This window comes from Streptomyces sp. NBC_01750 (assembly GCF_035918095.1).
Taxonomy (GTDB): Bacteria; Actinomycetota; Actinomycetes; order Streptomycetales; family Streptomycetaceae; genus Streptomyces.
The window spans coordinates 3420189-3439467 of the sequence record NZ_CP109137.1 but is presented as its reverse complement, the minus strand read 5'-3'; the positions used below and the strand labels follow the sequence as shown (position 1 = coordinate 3439467).

Annotated in this window: 15 protein-coding genes; 11 read left to right on the top strand and 4 right to left on the bottom strand. The window is 67.0% G+C overall.

All coding sequences use genetic code 11. The features are described 5' to 3' along the window. The first annotated feature begins 28 nt into the window (after positions 1-28). From mycP (OG966_RS15450) to OG966_RS15415, 8 genes are all read left to right on the top strand, one after another. Positions 29-1372, top strand: a complete 1344-nt coding sequence (mycP, locus tag OG966_RS15450; RefSeq protein WP_326650198.1) for a type VII secretion-associated serine protease mycosin — start codon at positions 29-31, stop codon at positions 1370-1372. Positions 1373-2308: 936 nt separating this feature from the next. Continuing rightward, a protein-coding gene (locus tag OG966_RS15445; protein WP_406730098.1) for an IS5 family transposase occupies positions 2309-3183 on the top strand; the annotation gives its coding sequence in 2 pieces (ribosomal slippage) (positions 2309-2698 and positions 2701-3183; 873 coding nt in all). 24 nt (positions 3184-3207) lie between these two features. After that, the gene (gene mycP, locus OG966_RS15440) at positions 3208-4518 is read left to right on the top strand and encodes a type VII secretion-associated serine protease mycosin (RefSeq protein ID WP_326650197.1); all 1311 of its coding nucleotides are present in this window, start codon (positions 3208-3210) and stop codon (positions 4516-4518) included. A gap of 238 nt (positions 4519-4756) precedes the next feature. After that, complete coding sequence (locus tag OG966_RS15435; RefSeq protein ID WP_326650196.1) at positions 4757-5410, top strand: hypothetical protein; 654 nt, start codon at positions 4757-4759, stop codon at positions 5408-5410. 817 nt (positions 5411-6227) lie between these two features. Beyond that, a complete protein-coding gene (locus OG966_RS15430; protein ID WP_326650195.1) occupies positions 6228-6668 on the top strand; it encodes a hypothetical protein in 441 nt (146 codons plus the stop codon). A 21-nt stretch (positions 6669-6689) separates the two neighbouring features. Next, positions 6690-8972 (top strand): DUF6571 family protein, encoded by a 2283-nt coding sequence (locus OG966_RS15425; protein WP_326650194.1) that lies wholly within the window; start codon positions 6690-6692, stop codon positions 8970-8972. Between the two features lie 3 nt (positions 8973-8975). After that, positions 8976-9629, top strand: coding sequence for a hypothetical protein (locus tag OG966_RS15420; RefSeq protein ID WP_326650193.1), 654 nt, complete (start codon positions 8976-8978; stop codon positions 9627-9629). Further along, complete coding sequence (locus OG966_RS15415) at positions 9629-10201, top strand: hypothetical protein (protein ID WP_326650192.1); 573 nt, start codon at positions 9629-9631, stop codon at positions 10199-10201. Before OG966_RS15420 ends, OG966_RS15415 begins: the two co-directional genes overlap by 1 nt. A 442-nt stretch (positions 10202-10643) precedes the next feature. Here OG966_RS15415 and OG966_RS15405 read toward each other — a convergent pair whose 3' ends face one another. The 3 genes from OG966_RS15405 to OG966_RS15395 all read right to left on the bottom strand — a co-directional run bounded on the left by OG966_RS15405 (position 10644) and on the right by OG966_RS15395 (position 15980). Then, positions 10644-11564, bottom strand: a complete 921-nt coding sequence (locus OG966_RS15405) for a serine/threonine protein kinase (RefSeq protein WP_326650191.1) — start codon at positions 11562-11564, stop codon at positions 10644-10646. A 141-nt stretch (positions 11565-11705) separates the two neighbouring features. After that, positions 11706-13787, bottom strand: a complete 2082-nt coding sequence (locus OG966_RS15400; RefSeq protein ID WP_326650190.1) for a serine/threonine-protein kinase — start codon at positions 13785-13787, stop codon at positions 11706-11708. A 12-nt stretch (positions 13788-13799) separates the two neighbouring features. After that, the gene (locus OG966_RS15395) at positions 13800-15980 is read right to left on the bottom strand and encodes a serine/threonine-protein kinase (RefSeq protein ID WP_326650189.1); all 2181 of its coding nucleotides are present in this window, start codon (positions 15978-15980) and stop codon (positions 13800-13802) included. Positions 15981-16636: 656 nt separating this feature from the next. Here OG966_RS15395 and OG966_RS15390 point away from each other — a divergent pair. Then, positions 16637-17179 (top strand): hypothetical protein, encoded by a 543-nt coding sequence (locus OG966_RS15390; protein ID WP_326650188.1) that lies wholly within the window; start codon positions 16637-16639, stop codon positions 17177-17179. Between the two features lie 389 nt (positions 17180-17568). Continuing rightward, complete coding sequence (locus OG966_RS15385) at positions 17569-18039, top strand: VOC family protein (protein ID WP_326650187.1); 471 nt, start codon at positions 17569-17571, stop codon at positions 18037-18039. A gap of 130 nt (positions 18040-18169) precedes the next feature. Here OG966_RS15385 and OG966_RS15380 read toward each other — a convergent pair whose 3' ends face one another. Beyond that, the gene (locus OG966_RS15380; protein ID WP_326650186.1) at positions 18170-18496 is read right to left on the bottom strand and encodes a carboxymuconolactone decarboxylase family protein; all 327 of its coding nucleotides are present in this window, start codon (positions 18494-18496) and stop codon (positions 18170-18172) included. 411 nt (positions 18497-18907) lie between these two features. On the opposite strand from OG966_RS15380, the gene OG966_RS15375 reads away from it, so the two are divergent. Further along, positions 18908-19183 carry a hypothetical protein gene (locus OG966_RS15375; protein ID WP_326650185.1) on the top strand — a complete coding sequence of 92 codons (276 nt, stop codon included), beginning with the start codon at positions 18908-18910 and terminating at the stop codon, positions 19181-19183. The last annotated feature ends 96 nt before the right edge of the window (positions 19184-19279 follow it).

Genomic DNA, 19279 nt, shown 5'->3' with positions numbered 1-19279 from the left:
ACCCTCCACTTGAGGTCAAAGGAAGCAGATGTCTACCAGCAGTATTCGATCGCGTCGTCGCAGGCTTGTTGTCGCGGCGTCGCTGGGCCTACTGCTGGTGGGCTCCGCTGCCGCACCGGCTCTGGCGGAGTCCACCCGTTCCACGCAGTGGCACTTGGATGCCATGCACGCCGAGGAAATGTGGAAGGTCAGCACCGGTAAGGGTGTCACCGTGGCACTACTCGACAGTGGTGTCGACGTCACGCATCCCGACCTTCAAGGTCAGATTCTCCCAGGCAAGGACTTCACCTCTGAGGAGCCGGGCAGTGAACGGACCGACACGGAGGGCCACGGCACCGGCATGGCCGGCGTCATCGCCGGTACCGGCAAGTTGAACGGTGGAAACGGTGCCTTCGGACTGGCCCCCGGAGTCAAGATCCTTCCCGTCCGTCTGGCTGACACGGACCTCTCGGGGAGTCGGCAGGACCAGGCCGACGAGTATCAGAAGCCGGTGAGTGAAGCGATCCGCTACGCGGCCGACCAGGGTGCCAAGGTCATCAACATTTCGCAGGGCGTGATCCACGGATCGCCGCAGTTGACGAGTGCGGTGAAGTACGCGCTGGACAAGGGCTCGCTGATCTTTGCCGCTGTAGGAAACGAGGGCGACACCGACATTGAGTATCCGGCTGCCACTCCAGGTGTGGTGGGCATAGGTGCCATCGGTAAGGACGGCAAGAAGACGCAGGAGTCCCAGCACGGGCCTCTCGTTGACTTCGTCGCACCCGGCTGGGACATCGTCGCGTCTTGCACCAAGACGACCCGCCTGTGCAAGACCAGTGGGACCAGCGATGCGACCGCTCTCGCCTCTGCGTCCGCCGCCCTCATCTGGTCGCAGCACCCGACGTGGACCAACAACCAGGTCCTCCGAGTCATGCTCAACACGGCCGGCAGCCCGAGGAGCGGGGAGAAGCGCACCGACTTCCTCGGCTACGGGACCGTCCGTCCGCGCATCGCTCTGAAGACCCCGGGCGACCCCGGCCCCGCTGGCGAGTACCCCCTCCCGGATCTCGCGGCCGCCGCCCCCGAGTCGCCCTCCACGCAGCCCTCGAAAGCTTCCGGCGGTACTGAGTCCGACAAGAAGCAGCCTGACACCGCGGCGCCCGCGTCCCACGACGACAGCAACACCGGCCTGTGGATAGCCCTCGGCGTCGGCGCGGCCGCCCTCATTGGTGCCGCAGTCGCCGCCCTGGTCATCCGCTCCCGCCGTCGAGTTGCCGTGTCCTCCCCGGCTTCGCCGGTTCCCGATCAGCAGCAGCCTCAATTCCCGGCTTACGGCCCGCCGCAGGCCGGCCAGGGTCAAAGCCCGCAGTCCGGACCGGGCCAACCGGGTTGAGCTGAGCCCAGACGCAGAAATCCACGGCACGCCTCGGCGACTTGAGCCGATCCCGTAGGCGGAGACAACAGCAGGACCGCCGAACACCCACTCCGGGGAGCAGATCATGAGTCTGCACCCGCCGGAGTTCCCGCCGCCGCCGGGTCGGAGCGATCCGTCTCTCCCACCAATGAATGTCAGCCAGACGAAATGTCTCTCCGGTTACCGTCTCGCCTCGTATCGCCCTGCCGGATCGTCCCGTCGACATGGAGATCGACAGCGTGGCGACTTTGCCTCCCTCGAACTCGACGGCGCCGTCGATACGCCGGGCCTTATTCCGTCGGCCGGTAGGCCAGATGGGCCAGGCATGATCCCGCCCACGTTCGGTGGCCCCCTGGCACGGTGATCGGCAATGAAGGCACCACCGCTCGTGGCCAATGGGCCGCGGGGGCACGCCAGGTATGCATGGCGGGGGTGGGCCCCACGGGAGGTGCCGGCCGGAGCAGTGTCTCAGGTGGGCGTCGGCTGGCGTCCGGGGCGGGTGGTGTTGTTGGAGGAAGACAGCAGAAGCCCGGGCAGAACAGCGCGCGGCCTTCACGCCGGGTGGCGCCGGGCTGGTGCGGGGTGCCAATCCGAACGACTCCAGTGGTGGCGCACCCCGGGCAGGCAGGCCGAGCCGGAGCGGCCTTTCCTGGGAAGCACGGTGCCGGCTCTCGCCGTGATGAACAGAGCGGCGAGCGGCCGGACTGCCTGTCGGAAGACGAAGAAACCTGGCAGCACGGCGGTCGCCGCGTTGTGCCGCCGGCTATTGACTAACCCGTGCAACACGGGGAGAGGGAACTGATGCACACCAGCAGCCGCCCAGTAGCGAAGTATGGCCGCGCAGTAACCGCTGCCTTGGGCATGCTGCTAGGGTCTGTTGCGAAAGTGGATCTTGATCGGTGATGATCATGCGTTGTGGCGCGTGGAGATCTGACAGATGCACAGTGGTCGCGGCTGGAGCCGCTGCTGCCGATGGGCAAGAAGGCCGGGAGGCCGCCGGTTTGGACCAGGCGGCAGCTTATAGACGGCATACGGTGGCGGACGCGGGCGGGAACGCCGTGGCGGGATGTGCCCGAGCGGTACGGGCCGTGGGACCGGGTCTACGACCTGTTCCGCCGGTGGCAGCGTAACGGCACCTGGCACCGGATTCTGGAGCAACTGCAGGCCGATGCCGATGCGAAGGGCCTGATCACGTGGGACGTCAGCGTGGACTCCACGGTCTGCCGTGCTCATCAGCACGCCGCCGGGGCACGTAAAAAGGGGACCTTCAAAAGGAACCGCCCGGCGGCTTCGTCACCGAGCCCGACGACCACGCCCTCGGACGTTCCCGCGGCGGTCTGACTACGAAAATCCACCTCGCCACCGAGCAGGGACAGAAACCACTGTCACTGCTCATCACCGCCGGCCACCGGCACGACAGTCCCTACTTCCGCCCGGTCCTGGAGAAGATCCGAGTACGCCGTCCAGGCCCCGGACGGCCGCGAACCAGACCTGACAAGGTCCGGGGCGACAAGGCCTACGGATCCCGCGCCAACCGCGCCTACCTGCACGGACGCCGGATCGCCTGCACCATCCCGGAGAAGGCGGACCAGATCCGCAACCGCAAGAACCTCGGCTCCCGCGGAGGCAGACCACCGAAGTTCGACAGGGAAGACTACAAACAACGCCACGCGGTCGAGTGCGGCATCAACCGCCTCAAGAGACATCGCGCAGTGGCAACGAGGTACGACAAACTCGCCGTCCGCTACGAAGCCACCGTGCTGGTCGCAGCCATCAACGAATGGCTTTGACCAGCACTTTCGCAACAGGCCCTAGTGGGCATCGCCGCAACTCCTGCCCATGCGGAGACAATCCGCGATCAGCAGTGGCATCTGGACACGATGCATGCTGATGAGATGTGGCGAACCAGCACAGGCAAGGGCGTCACCGTCGCCGTCATCGACTCAGGTGTCGACGATCGTCTGCGTGATCTGCAAGGGCAGGTACTTCCAGGACTTGACCTCTCGAAGCAGCCGGGTGACGAGAATTCGGACTATGAGGGGCATGGCACGGGGATGGCCGCCGTGATCGCAGCTACGGGTAAGCGGCCGGGAGGGAAGGGCTCATTCGGCCTTGCTCCTGGGGCCAAGATTCTGCCGATCAGGTTGCCCAAGCCCAACGAAGGGACAAAGCTGGGATCGAACCCCGAGCTGTGGGACAGTTCGATGAGTAAAGGGATCCGTCATGCGGCGGACTCGGGTGCGCGAGTCATCAACATCTCGCAGGCTTCTGATGAAGAGCCATCAGGTCAAGTTGGCGAAGCAGTGAAGTATGCGCTGGCTAAAGGCTCGTTGATTTTCGCTGGTGTGGGCAACGACGGTGAAAAGGGGAATCCGGTCATGTACCCGGCGGCCCTCCCGGGCGTCGTGGGAATGGCCGCCTACGACAGAAACGGCCGGACGACCAAAGAGTCGGAGCGAGGACCGCAAGTAGACCTTGTTGCCCCTGGTGCAGACATCTTTTCCGCGTGTGGCGGGGGGACGCAGATGTGCAAGAGCCACGGCACCAGCGATGCCACCGCTCTTGCGTCCGCTTCAGCCGCCCTGATCTGGTCCAAATACCCGCAATGGTCCAATAACCAGGTCCTCCGCGTCCTGATCAACACGGCTGGCAAGGCAAAAAGCGGCAAAGCGCGTACCGACGCCGGGGGTTATGGAGCCGTGCGGCCCCGTATCGCATTGAAGACGCCTGGTGACCCCGGGCCGGCCGACGAGTACCCCCTCCCGGACCTCGCCGCTGCTGCCCCCAAGTCGCCGTCCCCGGACGTCTCCAAGCCCGCTGGCGGCACCGAGTCGGGCAAGAAGCAGCCAGACACGGCGGCGCCCGCGTCCAGCGACGACAGCAACTTCGGCCTGTGGGTAGCCCTCGGCGTCGGCGCGGCCGCCCTCATCGGCGCCGCAATAGCCGTCCCGCTCGTCCGGTCCCGCCGTCGCAGCACGGCACTTCCGCCTGTGCCGCCCACGGCAGCCCCTGCTCCGTACCCGTATCAGCCGCAGTACCCACCGACCTACGGCCCGCCGCAGGGTGGCGCTCCCAACGCCAACTCCCCGTACGGTGGCCCGTCAGGACCCGGTCAGTCTGGGTGACATTGTCGTCTCCCCTGAGCCTGGCCGCTCTCGCGGCTGTGGACTGTCGCATGGTACGGCCGACGACTTTGAGTGGCCCGAGATTCCATATTGCACTTGTGCATGGTGGTGCCGCCTCCGGTAGCGTTTTCACGCGTATGCGGTGACCTTGCTGTGTATGCGCTATGGAGAGCGCCGCTTCTTGTGGGCCGACAGGAGGCGACTTGGTGCTCTACCCCTTTCCAGTCGAAGAAGTGACATGCGAACCAAGCTGAGAATGGTCATGGTGCCTGCGGCCGTCGTCGTCCTGGGGGCGGCAGCGGGGTGTTCCTCCGACGACGAAGGCAAAGAGGCGACGAAGGGCAAGCCTGTCGCCGAAGTCTGCGACGGCTTTGCGAAGGACGCCCCGGCTCTCGATGCTCTCAAGGCGATCGCCGGGGACGGTTATTTCACCAGTGACCTCTCCGAGCCGGACAAGGTGCTCGATACGCTCCGCATGGCTTCCCGTACGGAGAAGAGCGGGAAGACGCGTCCGCAGGGCATCCCTTCCTGCTGGTTGCTACTGGCGAAGGGCGGGGAGCGGGATCTCCGTATCGATTTCCGCGAGGCTTTGGAGGTTCCGGATCGGGATGCCCGACTGGAGAAATCCGTCACCTATTTCTCCACCGGTGAGAGGGCGTCGTCGTCCGACAGTCGCGCGACGGTCTACTTCAAGTGCCGTATGAAGGCTCCTGCCCACGAGATCACCATCAGCGGGGAGCTTCAGCGATCGGACGAGAACGGGGCGCCGGAGAAAGGCATCAGGGCGCACCAGGCCACGGTGGTCAACGCTGCCGCGCGCAAGGTCGCTGCCGATCTGGGCTGCCAGAACGCCACCAAGCTGGTTAACGGGGTGCCCAAGCCTGCCGCCTGAGGCAGCTTGGAGCGGCGCGGTGCCGGTGGGCGGCAGCCCCCGGCAGCGGCCTGGTTACGGCGCTCGGAAGGCGCGGTCGCAGGGTCGCAGTTCTGGAGTGGGTCCGGGCGCTCCGGTTGTGGCGTGGCCGGGAGCGGTCCCGAACGGTCGCCGTCCGCGCAGCGGGCGATGAAGCGCTGCTCGGAGGCGGGCCGCGTCGGATCGAGCCGGGTGATCAGGTGGTGCGAGCCGATCTGCCGGGGAGCATCCAGGCGTGCTCGTTCCATGTGCGAATCCCCCGTCGACAAGACAACGTCAGCAGAGCCGACCGAGTGGCCGAGTGCGGCTTCGCTGGGAGGTGGATGACTGCGCTGTACCTTTGCTCGTCATCCATCTAAGGACGTCTCGTACATTCGCATGGCGAAACCGCCGGGCAAGCGATTGGCCCCAAGCGCGGTAACCGCCCCCACTCGTGACTATTTGTAGCTAATTGCAAGCGCAATCCAGGGGTGTTCCCTGTCATAAACGCTCGCTACAGTGGCTCTGAGGCTGTGGATAACGGGGGAGGGTACGTTGCTGCCGAGCAACGGTAGGTCGGGGGCTGGACGTCGCGGCCCTCTGCTGGCCTGCTCGGGGCTGCCCAGGGTGCGAGGCCCGGCTCAAAGGACGGGCGACGAACGGTGTGATGGCTGCGGGGGAAGTGCCCGCCCTGCGCTGTGGTTTGGCGTACGGTGGCCGCCGCAAGCTCCGCCACCCTTCATGGATCAGGTCTCCGAGATTCCTGTGAGTCACAGCGAACCAGTCCTGGCAACGAATCGACCGCAGTCCTGAGGAAGACATGTCGTTTGAAGAAGAGTGGGCCCAGCACAAGAGCGAAGCCACAACCCGAATGCAGCTCAACCATGTTGACGACGGGAACGGTGGGCGCGGAGGCGGGCAGAGGCTCCACGTGACGTACAGCGTGCTGATGGGCCGCGCGGACAAAGCTGACACTGCCCGCGGTGACTTTGTCGATGCCGACAACAAGGTGATGACAGAAACCGGCCAGGTGGGAGCAAGCCTGAAGGGCTTCAAGTCGGGTCCTGCCTTCGCCACCTTCATCACTCGGTGGAAGAAGCAGGTGTCCTACGTCGAGGGCTTGCTCAAGAACGACGTAGCGGGTGCGCTTCGGGCGTCCGCAGCTGATTTCGAGGTACGCGACAAAGACGAAGCAGACCGCTACAAGAACGCCCACAAGGGCAAGAACGGCGGCGCTGACGACAAGCCCGACCTGAAGTAAGAGGCCGAGGAGATCACGGACATGCTCGACTACAAGACGCTCCTCCATGCCGACTTCACGGAACTCTCAGAGGCTGTGACCCAATGGGGCAAGCTTCCTGAGAAGTTCCAGAAGGCCAACACGCTCTACTCGAACACAGTGGTCAAGGATATTTACGGGTCCGACTGGAAGGGCGAGGCGGCCACCGCGGCCTACGAGAAGCTGTCCATGGTGGACAAGCAGATGGTGGCTGCCGGCGATGAGGCAGCGGACGTCCACAAGCTGCTCTCCGATGCGCATGAGATCTTCACGGAAGCGCAGAAGAAGCTGAAGAGCCTGACGGCAGACATCGAGAAGGACAAGTATCTCTCGATCAAGCCCGACGGCGAGGTCTGGTTCGATCCTCCGGAGGGAACCGAGAACCAAGCGCAGCTCAACAAGGCATACCAGGAGTCGATCCAGGCCTACCGGACCAGTATTCAGAACCAGGTGACGGCTGCTCAGGAAGCTGACGACACGCTGCACTGGGCCCTCAGCCAGGATCACAACGGCCGCCGGCGCGGTTTTGACTCCGACACTTACAACAGCATCAAGGATGCGCAGAAGGGCCGCGAGCAGGCCGACAAGGACCTCAGGGAACTCGAGAAGCTGACCGGGGACAAGAGCGATCTGAGGCTCGCCGGCCTTTCGGGCAACTTGGATCCCAAGACCCTCCAGCGGATCAATTCTCTCATCGCGAAGCACGAAGGGGATCCGTACTTCGCCGAGAAGTTCGCCACGAACATGGGGCCCAAGGGGACTCTCGAGCTCTGGACACGCATCGCGGACCGGACGCAGACCGGTGGAGATCAGTCAAAGGCGTCGGAAAGCATTCAGAAGTCGCTCGGTTACACCCTCGCGCTCGCCTCCCATTCCGACAGCGACGCCATGGAACGCTGGAAGAAGGACATGGTGGGCCTCGGGAGCAAGCAGGTCGAGCTCCTAGACATGAATGCCGGCACCAGTCACAAGGGGCCGTACGGCTTCCAGGTGATGAGCAGCCTCATGCGGAACGGCGAGTACGACAAGGACTTCCTCAAGGATTACGGCAAGGGTCTCATCGGCTTCGAGAAGGATCACAGCAAGACGGAGCTGAAGCAGCTGTACCGTCCGGACGGCTCGATCGACCCGTTCCTGAGCTTCGGAGCCGGGTCGGACCACGGTTTGGATCCCATGGCCGGTTACATGGAGGCGCTGGGGCACAACCCGGACGCGGCGAAGGAGATGTTCTACTCAAAGGACTGGGAGGCTGAATCCAAGGTCGACCCGGAGCTGAAGTACCTCATGACCGATCGCAAGTGGCCCGACGGAAATCCCTTCGCGGAGGACAAGCGGGGTTACGGGTACGACGAACTGGGCCACGCGCTGGAAGCCGCGACGCTCGGTGTGCCGTACGACCAGCCGGATCTCGGACTGCGCCGCGACGACACGACGGCCAACATCATGTCCCAGGTAGTCCAGACGGTCGCAGACGACCAGGGTTACGTGGCCGACAAGCCTGGCATCGGAAACAGCCTCGCCAAGATGGGCGCCGGGTATATCGATGATCTGGACTGGGCAGTGGGGAACTTCGGCGACAAGGATAGTGGCCAGGCGCTCCGCGACGAAGCCTTCAACCACGAGGGCCCGGGCCACATTAATCTCAAGCATCAAACGGCTTCCGACTTCCTTGCCTCTGTGGGCAAGCACGAGGGGAGCTACGAGATTCTCTCGGCAGCCCAGCATGAATACACCTCAAGTGCGCTGGTGGCACACCGTCAGCCCGACGCTGCACTCTCCACGATCCTGGAAACGGGCTCCAAGGCACATGGAATCCTTGACCAGGCTCGGGTCAGCGAGATCAACCACGCGTACGGTGAAGCCACCGACGAAGCCAATCGCAAGATGGCCGAAGCGGCGGAGTGGAAGAAGTTCGGGGTCAGCCAGGGAATCGGCCTGGGGGTCGGCCTGGCCACCCTCCCGTTCGGCGGGCCCGCGACTGCGGCAGCCGTCGCCTTCGCTGTGCCAGCCGTCATCGAAGGCGCGGGAGGGGCCATGGAAACGGAACAGGGAATCAGGATCGATCGTGAACTGGCTGAAAAGGAAGCCGATTTCGATCGCAAGGAAGAAATGGACAAAGCTAAGTTCGTCGAACTGGGCAGACGCCGAGCGGTCGATCCGCTCGACGCGTACATCGCCGTCCATCCCGAGCTCGATGGAACCGACTGGTACAAGCAGACGAGCCATAGCATTGAAGCTGGCTACAACGCCGGTGACAACGAGACCGACCAGACTGATGCGGACTGAGTGATGGAGCGGTACTACTCCCGCCGGTCTCCTGTTGTCATCCTGTTGGCGTGTGTGCTCTTGGCGAGCAGCGCGTGCAGCGGGAGTGGCGAGGAGCCGGAGAAGAAGTCCAAGCCAGCGGTCGCCCTGACGCCCTTGAACCGTGCCTGCGGGGGGATCCTCGACAAAGAGACCGTCGCCGAGACGCTGGACAGACCGAGGGGCAAGAAACTCGGGCGAGGCGCACAGGCCGAACTCGCCGTCGACAAGGCCGCTGAGGTGGGGCGATACCTCGGTGAGGAAATGGATTGGTCCAGGCACTCCAAATCCACGTGCTTTATCGATGACGAATCGGGCGGGTCCGCGGAGATCGATATCTATTTCGGATGGTGGCCGGGGCCCCTCCCGCCGAAGGACGCCAAGCCAGGAGCGTCCGCCGTGTTCGTGGCGAAGGAGGGGAGTTCGGAGCTTCTGGTCGACTGCCGGCGGACCGACCTGGTCGATTCGGGGAAGAAGGGGGCGATCCTTCGCGGCGTCATCACCGACCGCGTCGGCCTGAGCAGTAACGCAAGCGCCAAGTTGCTCATTGCCTCGGCCCGGAAGGTGGCGGAGGGTCTGAATTGTGAGAACCAGCTGACGTTCCCGGATCCGCCGGAGCGACAGAAGGGTCTGAAGTAATGACCGGCGTCGTCATCTTCTTCTTCGTCGCGGCGGCCCTCTTCATTGCCCTCGGGCTTGCCGACCAGCGTAAACTCTACTGGAAGCTGTCCTCCTGGCGTTACCGCAATCCGGAGGCCAATGAGCCCTCCGACACCGCGTACGTCATCGGGCGCGTCGTCGTCTTCGCTGCCGCCGGGATCATGGTGTTTCAGGGGTGTTCGGCGATGAACTTCGCCGATGAAGCCTCCTGGAGCAAAAGTGAGTTCAAAGACGCTGTCCAGAGCGCGGCCGTCTCGTTGGGAGATGAGTCGCACGTCGACTCGTCGGCCGGTGGCTATGCCTCGCTGATCGAGTCGAAGGTCGGTGACGCGGGCGAGGGCAAGGGGCCGTCGTACGCGGTCGAGGCCAAAGCCGTCGGTGAGAGTGACGACTATGAAGTCACCGCGCGTGGTGAGGACTTCGTCTTCTGCATGCACGTCTCGCAGAGCGAGTCGGGGGAGGGCGGGTTCGCCGTGCCGGGTGTGGACGGGTCGAGCACGGTGGTGCCCGAGTACGAACTGACGGCGACCGCCGTCGAGGGCTCGTGTTGAGGTCGTTGCTGTGTAGGAAGCGGACGCCCCTGCGCCGTAGGGACTCCGCTTTGAGCTGGGCGAGGGCCCCGGCAAGAGCGGCGCCCAGCGCCCGGACCGACGGTTCGGGCAGCGGTCCGGCAAGCGAAACGGCGTCGTCCAGTGGTGGGCCGAGTACGTACTCAGTGGCCAGCCACGGCGTCTGCGCCACCGGGTCGGCGTCGACCACGATCGCGCCGTGATGGCCGCCGATGATCCGTGCCGCGTCTGTTTCCAGGCGGAAGCGGGTGCGGAATCCCGGGTCCGAGGCGATGCCCGCGTGCATGGTCTTGAGCGCGACGGTCCGGCCGCCGGCCGAGCGGGCAAGGTACACGGTGCCCATGCCGCCGCTGCCCAGCCGGGCGATCAGACGGTAGGAACCGAAACCGGCGGGATCGTCATGCGTCAGAGGAGACAGCACCGGTCAAACCCCGTGGGGCTGCGGGACGCGGAGCTCAGCGGCGAGGACCTCGGCGGACTGGCGGGCCACTGCCGCCACCACGCGACCCGGCAGCCAGCCGGGCGTCAGCAGCGAGGTGCTCGAGTCGAGAACCGTGGCCGCGGGTGCCGGTGACGCGGGAGGCAGCGCGTGCAGGACCTCGGCAGCGGTGGGGCGGGCCGCCGGGTCACGAGTGAGGCAGCGGGAGATCAAGGAGCGCAGGGATTCGGGTAGTTCGCTGCGGTCCGGGACCGTGTGGCCGGTGGCGGCGTACGCGAGGACCGCGCCCAGTGCGTAGACGTCCCCGGGCGGGCGGGGGCGGCCGCCCGACGCTTGTTCCGGGGCGAGGCTGCCGGGCTCCAGGCCGGGGAGGCCGGAGCGCTGTTCGCCGTCCGGGGCGGCGGCGCGTACGGCGCCGAAGCAGGTCAGGCGCGGGCCGTCGCCCGCCAGCAGTACGGCTGCGGGCGACAGGCCCGCGTGCGTGATGCCCGTCGCGTGCGCGCCCGCCAGCGTCTCGGCGAGGGCAGTCCCGATGGCCCGCACTGTGCGCTCGGGCAAGGGCCCGCCGTGGACGGTGAGGGCCACGGGAAGGGGCAGCGAGGGGAGGTACGGGGACGCGTACCAGGGGGCGTTGGACGGCGGCGAGAGTTCGGCGACCGGGGAGACCCATGGGCCGAGCAGTCGGCGGCCCGCGTCCGCCTCAACGAGAAATCGCCCGGGATCGACGCCATCCACAGGGGTTCTGACCAGCACCGTACGGTCGCCGTCCGCGCACCGCGCGATAAAGCGGTGTTCGGGGACAGGGGGGAAGCCCGGACCGGCCGGATCGAGACGCGTGATGAGGTAGTACGGTCCGATCTGGCGCGGACTGTACCCGTGCGGTCGTTCCGTGTGCGCTCGTTCCATCTGCTAAGCCCCCGTGGTTTCATGAACGACAGGAGCCTACTCAAGTACCGGCGTGGGTCTGGAGGGTGGGCCGTCCAGGGGCGGTCACGGGGCTGTTGACGGCCCGTCGCCTTCCGGTGCTCCTTGCACGTGCAATCCGGTTCACGGTCGTACGGGCATGGCGACGACAGAGCCGGCATGAGCGGCGAAGAGCCGATTGCCGTCGCCCGACACCTCGTACGCGTTCGTGTCCTTGTCGCCGAAGGTGTAGAGGGAGAGCTCGTCGCCGGTGTGCGCGCTGACAGCCGTCAGCCCGTAGCCGCTGGACTCGACGATCCAGACAGTGCCGCCCTGCACAACGGGCCGCTTCCGGGGGTCGTCGCCGTATCCGCGGAGAAAGAACATCCATTCCTTCTTTCCATCGCTCGCACGCCGGCGGTAGAGCTTGTCGTCGACGGCGTAGACCTCGTCCCCGCGGACCGCCGGAGGACCCCAGCCGCCGGATGTCTCCTCGACGGCCGTCTCCGCCTCCACTGACCAGATCTTCTTGCCGTCGGCGAGCATGTGGGCGGCAAGCGTCCGCCCCCCGAAGTAGACCCTGTCCTTCACAATCGCCGGTAGCAGGGGCGCCGTTCCCTGGTCGGGCAGGCCCCACACCTTGCGGCCGGTGGCCGTGTCCAGTGCGACCACCAGGCCGTCCGATGCGAAGAGCACCAGACGTCCCGCGCCGACGGCCGCCGCCGGTGGATCGGTGAACGAGGTGCGTACTGGTGTGGGGACCGACCACAGCGCCTTCCGCGTGGCGACGCTGACCGCGCTCAGATGCCGTTCCTTCGTCATTACGTAGACCGTGTCGGCGTCTGCCGCCAGCAGCTTCTCGACGGTGACGCCCGACGCGGTCCAGGCCTTTTCCCCGGTGGAGGCGATGAATGCCTGCAACGCGCCTCCCGTGTCCGCCGCCACGACGAGACGGTCGGCGACCGACAGGAAGCCGGCGAAGCCACCCGCCCCGGTGACGAGCCACCTCCGCTTTCCGTCCGTCACCCGGTGGGCGGCCAGCCCACCGCTCTCCTGGTTGAAGACCACCACATCGCGTACGGGCAGGGGAGACGGGGTCTTTGGACTCGCACCGCGCACGGGGCCCCACAGCGGCGCGAATGCCTCGGTGGCCGCCAGTACCGCGGCCGACGGCTTCTCGACGGCCGGCGGAACAGCGACCGGTCGCGGCTCCGAACCGTCCGGGCCACCCCTGAGCCACCAGGCGGTCGTGCCCGCGCCGGCCGCGAGGACAGTGCCGCCCACGGCGAGGGTGGTGAGCATGCGCCGTCGGGACGGCTGGGCGGAAACGTCTGTCGAGTACGACGAGACCAGATGCTCGGCCGCGCTCTCCCGCCGGGCGATCTCCACGGCCCAGGGCCCCTGCCGCCAGACCTTGGCGGCGCCCTTGGGAGGCACGAGCGCCTGGGCGATCTGAGTGGGTACGGGCCGCTGCGCAGGGTCCTTGGCGAGGCAGGGGAGGATCAGGGGGCGGAGCTGGTCCGGCACCCGGCTCAGGTCCGCTTCACCATGGACGACTTCGTATTGCACCGCCGCCACGTGCGCACCGTTGAAGGCCCGTTGCCCCCCGGCCGCGTACGCGAGAACCGCCCCGAGCGAGAAGACGTCGGCCGCCGGGCCGACGCGCTGCCCGAGCACCTGCTCGGGAGCGCCGTAGCCCGGGGTCACCGGGACCTGGCCCGTGGTGGTCAGGGTCAGTCCGTGCTCGGGTCGGGCGATGCCGAAGTCGATGACGCGAGGGCCGCGCGAGGTCAGCACGATGTTGGACGGCTTGAGGTCTCGGTGGACCAGGTGCGCCGCATGAATGTCCTGGAGAGTACGGGCGAGGGACGCGGCGAGCGCACGCAGGCAGGGCTCGTCCAGGGGCCCGTACGCCGTGACCGCCTCCTCCAGCGTGGGCCCGGCGAGGAACTCAGCCGCGATCCACGGCCGTCCGCCCTCGGTCTGTGAGCCCAGAACCCGTGCCACGCCGGTGCTGGCGACGGCCTGGGCGGTCCGGGCCTCGCGGACGAAGCGCTGGGCCAGCTGCTGGTCGTGCGCGAGCTCGGGCCGAAGGACCTTGACCGCCGCCTTGCGGCCGGCGTTGTCGCGCCCGAAGTAGACCTTCCCCATGCCCCCTTCGCCGAGTGTGCCGATGAGCCGGTACGGGCCGAGGCGCAGGGGATCGCCGGTGCTGAGGGGAATCATGGTGAGGCTCTCTCACTCGAAGGGCAGGGCGGTCACGGTGGCGTTGTCGGCGCCGATGAGCGTCTTGGTTCCCTCGTGCACCGCGAAACGGATCGCGGAACTCGGCGACGACCAGACGGACTTGTGGGTGCGGAGATCCACGGCGCTGATGCCGCTGGTCAGATGCGCGTACACGAACTTCGTACCGACGACCGGTGGCACGTCGAGCCCCGGATCCTCCTCCTTCGTCAGGTCCTCCACCTCCTCCCACAGCAGCTTTCCCGTGGCGGCGTTCAGGGCGACGAGGCCACGGCTGCCCTCGGCCGCGTACACGACGCCGTTCTTCACGGCCGGCGGCCCGTAGTGTCGTGCGTTCTCATCGACGTCGCCCTGATTGCGCCCGTCACCGAACGACCAGGCGACCTTGCCGTCGGAGTGCCGGACCGCGTGGACCCGTCCGCTGCTGATGTAGACGTGCTGCTGGTCCACAGCGAGTTGGCCGGGAATCAGGAAGGAGTTGTCGCCCCGTACTCTGGGCATCTCCGTCGTCCAGAGCCGCTTTCCGGTGCGGATGTCGGTGCCGCTCACGCTGAAGTCCGGTAGAGCCACTCCGTTGCTTGCGGTGACGAGGCACTTTCCGACGGCCTTCGCGCTGACCGCCGTCGAGCCGTTGTCGGGATAGATCATCCCGTGGGGCCGCTGCCAGAGCTTCTTCCCGGTACGGATGTCCACGGCGAGCAGGCGCCAGCCCTTGGCCTGGTCGGCGAAGTCCGTGGACTTGGGCCCGGTCCAGGCGATCAGACAGAGGATGCCGTCAGCGGCGGTGAGCAGTTCCACATCGTGCACGGCGCCGCTGAATTCGGCGAAGTGCCCGATGCGACGTTCGAGGGTTCCATCGGCAGCCGAGAACGCGCTGAGTGTCAGCCCCTCCCCTTCGGTCTCCTCGGGTACGAAGCCGTAGATCGCCGTGCCGTCCGACGCGATCTGCTGCCCCACGCCAAGCGCGGAGTAGGACCAGCGCTGCTTGCCGGTCTTCGCGTCCAGGCCCAGCAGCCCATCGTCGGACAGGGTGACGATCGTGTTGCCGACGGGCATGGGGAGCTGGCGCTGCCACTTGTCGGCGACCTCGGCGCTCCATACGGCCGGCGGCCCGTCGTTCTCGGCCCGGGGCTGGTTGTCCGAACCGTCGTGGCCTGCCTGCTTCTTGTCGAACCACGCCCACGCCCCGACGCCTGCGGCAGCCACGCCGAGAGCCGACCCGCCACCGATGGTGAGCAGCTTGCGGCGGGACATGCCGCTCGGGGCAGGGGTCTCGAACTCCTCCGGGGCCGGGAGGCGGTGCGGTTGGTAGTACCAGACCATCGACGCGCGGCGGGCGATCTCGGCGAGGAGGGTGTCGGGGAGATGGTCGGCGAATTGGCCCTGGCCGTCGTGGAGTTGTGTGACGAGGTCCGCGGTGGTGGGGCGCTGGGCGGGGTCCTTGGAGAGGCTTTGGGTCAGGGTCGCAGTCAGTGCTTCGGGGACGCCGGTGAGGTCGGGGTCGGCGTAGCGGACGCGGTAGAGGAGGTCGGCGGGCCGGCCCGAGCCGAAGGGGCCGTGGCCCGTTGCCGCGTAGGTGAGGACGCCCGCGAGGGCGAAGACGTCGCCCGCCGGTGTGTGTTCCTGCCCTGTTGCCTGTTCCGGGGACATGAAGGCGGGGGTGCCCGCGGCGGCTCCGGTGCGGGTGAGGCGGTCGTCGCCCGCCGCGTGGGCGATGCCGAAGTCGATGATTTTCGGGCCGTACGCCGTGACCATCACGTTGGAGGGCTTGAGGTCGCGGTGTACGACGTCGGAGGAGTGGAGCTGGGCGAGGGCTCCGGCGAGGGCTGCGCCGAGGGCGCGGACCGAGGGCTCAGGGAGCGGTCCGGCAAGCGAGACGGCGTCGTCGAGGGGCGGACCGAGTACGTACTCCGTTGCCAGCCAGGGAGTTTCGGCGAGCGGGTCCGCATCGACGACCGTCGCCCCGTGGTGGCCGCCGATGATGCGAGCCGCGTCGGTTTCGAGACGGAAGCGGGTACGCGAGGCCGGGTCCGATGCGATGCCCGCGTGCATGGTCTTGAGCGCGACGGTTCGGCCGCCGGCGGAACGGGCCAGATAGACGGTTCCCATACCGCCGCTGCCCAGGCGGGCGATCGGACGGTACGAGCCGATCGCGAAGGGATCGTGGTGCGTCAATGGGGAGAGCATTGGTCAGATCCCGGGAAGGCAGTCATGCGCAGCAGCACATTGCGGCAGGGCTGTGCGCAGTCGTCCCATGTGTGAATCCCCCTCGGTGTCCCCAACAGCATCAGGAGCTTACTCAGCGGCCCGACAGACGATCGGCCGGGTTGCCTTCCGCTCGGAAGGAGTTGTGGATCACCTTGCTGTCCGGGCGGGCTCGGCAATGAGGGTAGACGTACTCAATTGCATACGTAATCAAGGGCGGTCGGCCCGAGTGGTGCTGCTGAGTACCCGAATAAGTGCCGGTGCTCAGGGAGGTTGGTGATCCATACTCATCCGGGCCCGTGCCGTAAGCGGCAGGGTTCGTACGAGATCCCCCCACGTGCGGGTGGCATGCCCGCGGAACGAGGTGCACACCGATGACTCAGCCGCCGTATCAGGGTCCTCAGGACTGGCCCGGGCAGTATGGGCAGCCGGGACCGCAGGATGCGCGGCCGGGGGTGCCACCGGTTCCGCCTCCGCCGCCGGCGCAGCCGCCACAGGCTCCGCAGTATCCGCCGAACCAGCCTGCGCAGTACGGCGCTCCCTACGGCTCGTATGGTCAGCAGCCTTCGCCGTACGGGACCTATCCGCCCCCTCCGCCCGCCCCCTCCGGTGGCCGTAGGACTCCTTTGATCATCGCTGCCGCAGTCGCGGCGGTCGCCGTCATCGGTGGTGTCGTCTGGTTCGTCACGTCGGGCGGAGGTGACGACGACAAGCCTTCGGCCAACGGGAGTTCACAGGTCAGCGTGAAGCCGTCCACCGGCCCGCCGGAGAGCGAGGAGCCGGCAGTCGAGCCCAGCGCGACCCCGAGCGAGGAGGAGACCGGCATCGGGGCCGAGCCGACCGGGACCGGCATGGTGGGTATGTGGAGGTCCGACTCCGGCGGCGGCATGCTCGGGTTGAAGGAGAGCGTGGACACCGAGAAGCCGGACAAGATCTCGGTCATCCTGGTCTCCGGCGGACTGGAGTGCCGCGGTATCCGGAAGGTCGAGGAGCCCGAGAAGAAGTACCAGATCGCGGTGCTCTGCGAGCGCGGCGGAAAGCCGGTCAAGGCCGAAGACCGCGCCGGGGATCTCACGTACGGCGGCGGGGACTCGGTCACTGTCAGCTGGTTCAAGGGCAAGAGCGGTACGGAGACCTTCACACGATACGGGGACTGGCCCGAGAGCTGAGGTCGCCCAGCAGGGGCTGGACGGCGCAGGCAAGAGCATCCGCGCCCGGGAGTTGAGTGAGTGCGCCCGCGTGCGGGGCCCCCGGATCCGTGGCGTCACAGCCATGACGGTGTTGGCCGGACGCAAGGCACTGGAAGGGGGGCACTTCTGGGCGTGCGGGCGCTCAGCGGGTGCCAGGTGATGAGGTACGGACGAGGTCCGCCCCGGATCCCGCGGCCTGTCCCGCGGCCTGTCCCGCGGAGGCCAGGCAGCGGCTCGATGTGCGTTCGCAGAGTGTGTACGACTGCGACCGCGGCGCCCCGTTCGGTCCGGTGCGGGCGATGAGTTTCGCCGGCCCCGGCGGTCTACCTCGGTGAGGCAGTCGCCCCCGACCGGCAAGGAGAACCCTCATGCAGAAGATCACGACCTTCCTCTGGTTCGACAACCAGGCTGAGGAGGCCGCCCAGCACTACACGTCGATCTTCGACGACTCGCGCGTGACCGACGTACAGCGGTACGGAGAGGCCGGACCGGGCGAGCCGGGAACAGCGATGACCGTCACCTTCGAGCTCGCGGGACAGAAGTTCATCGCGCTCAACGGCGGCCCGCAGTTCAGGTTCAACGAAGCCATCTCGCTCTACGTGGACTGCGCCTCGCAGGAAGAGGTGGACGAGCTCTGGGCGAAGCTCGGCGCCGGTGGGGAGGAAGGGCCGTGCGGCTGGCTGAAGGACAAGTTCGGGCTGTCGTGGCAGATCGTCCCCAAGACGCTGACCGACTTGCTGAGCGACCCCGATCCGGTCAAGTCCCAGCAGGTCATGAAGGCGATGCTCGGGATGAAGAAGATCGACGTCCAGGGGCTGAAGGACGCCTACGGGCAGTGAAACGGGGGCCGGGGGCCGTGGCCGGCCTTCCGTACCGCCCCGGATACGGAAGGCCGCGTGCATCGAGACTCGCCGACAGCCGCTTGACGTCCCGTTTCCAGGAGCCCGGCCTTGGGCAGCGCTTCTGCGCTCAGCCCTGGGCCTCGATCTCGGTCTCGGCGACGGCGATGGCGACGCCGAGTGCCTTGGTGATGTTGCCGGCTGCCGTCATGACGCGGGCCGTGCCCACGATGGGGGCGATGGCGACCAGGACGTCCTGCAACTGGTCGGCGGTCATGCCGGCCCTGATGGCGGGGTCGATGTGGGCGAGGTAGGAAATCGGCGGCGCGTCCGACGCCGCGAGGGCCGCAATGCGGGTGAGCATGAGCATGTCCGGGGACAGCCCGCACCGCTCGATCGAGTCGACGGTCATCGCGGCGAGGGTGTCCAGGACAGGGGTTTCTGATGCTGTGGCCATGTCGGATCGTCTCCTCTTGGTGTTGCTTACGCGGGTCAGGCTGCGGAAGCAAGGGCTCCGCATCGGTGCAGCGCCTACTGCTCGACGGTAAGTCCGTTCTGAGCGGGGTGCCTGTCGAGCGGGATCGTCCGAGGTGGGAATGCACTTGGGCGGTAACCGGACGGAACCTGTGGGCCCGAGGGAGCTCCCCGTACCGGCCGAGAAGCGCAAGCCGGCGGGGCGGACCGAATGTCGAGGCCGTTGCCGCCGCTCGTTGCCATGCGCCGCGTCGGTGGGAGCGAGAACCGCCCCGAGCAATGCGAGCTCCTTGAGACGGGAACCGAGACGGACGGACAAAGGGGCGGCACCCCTTCCGGGGTTCCGCCCCGCTCCTTCGAAGGTCACCGTGCCGGAGAACGCCGCGCAGTTGAAGTGGACCGTGCTCCCGGAGAGCGCCGCTCCGTCGAAGGTCACCGTGCCGCCGGAGAACTCCGCTCCGTCGAACTGGGCCATGCCGCCGGAGAACGCGGCGCCGGAGAAGTCCCCGCCGTCGAAGACGACGCCGGTGAAATCCAGGTCGCAGCCCTGCCAGGAGTGGGGGTGCTCGGAGGCAAGGCGGAGGTGGTCGCGGATGAGGCGGATGACTGTGTGCCGGACTTCGCGCACGGCCAGGTAGGCGTGCCGGGCATCCGCGTCGCCGGACGGTAAGTCGGTTTCGGCGGCGAACGGGAGGCGCAGGTACGCGCACAGCGCGTCGATGCAGGTCTGTCGCAATTCCTTCGGCTGCTGGCGCACCACGGGTTC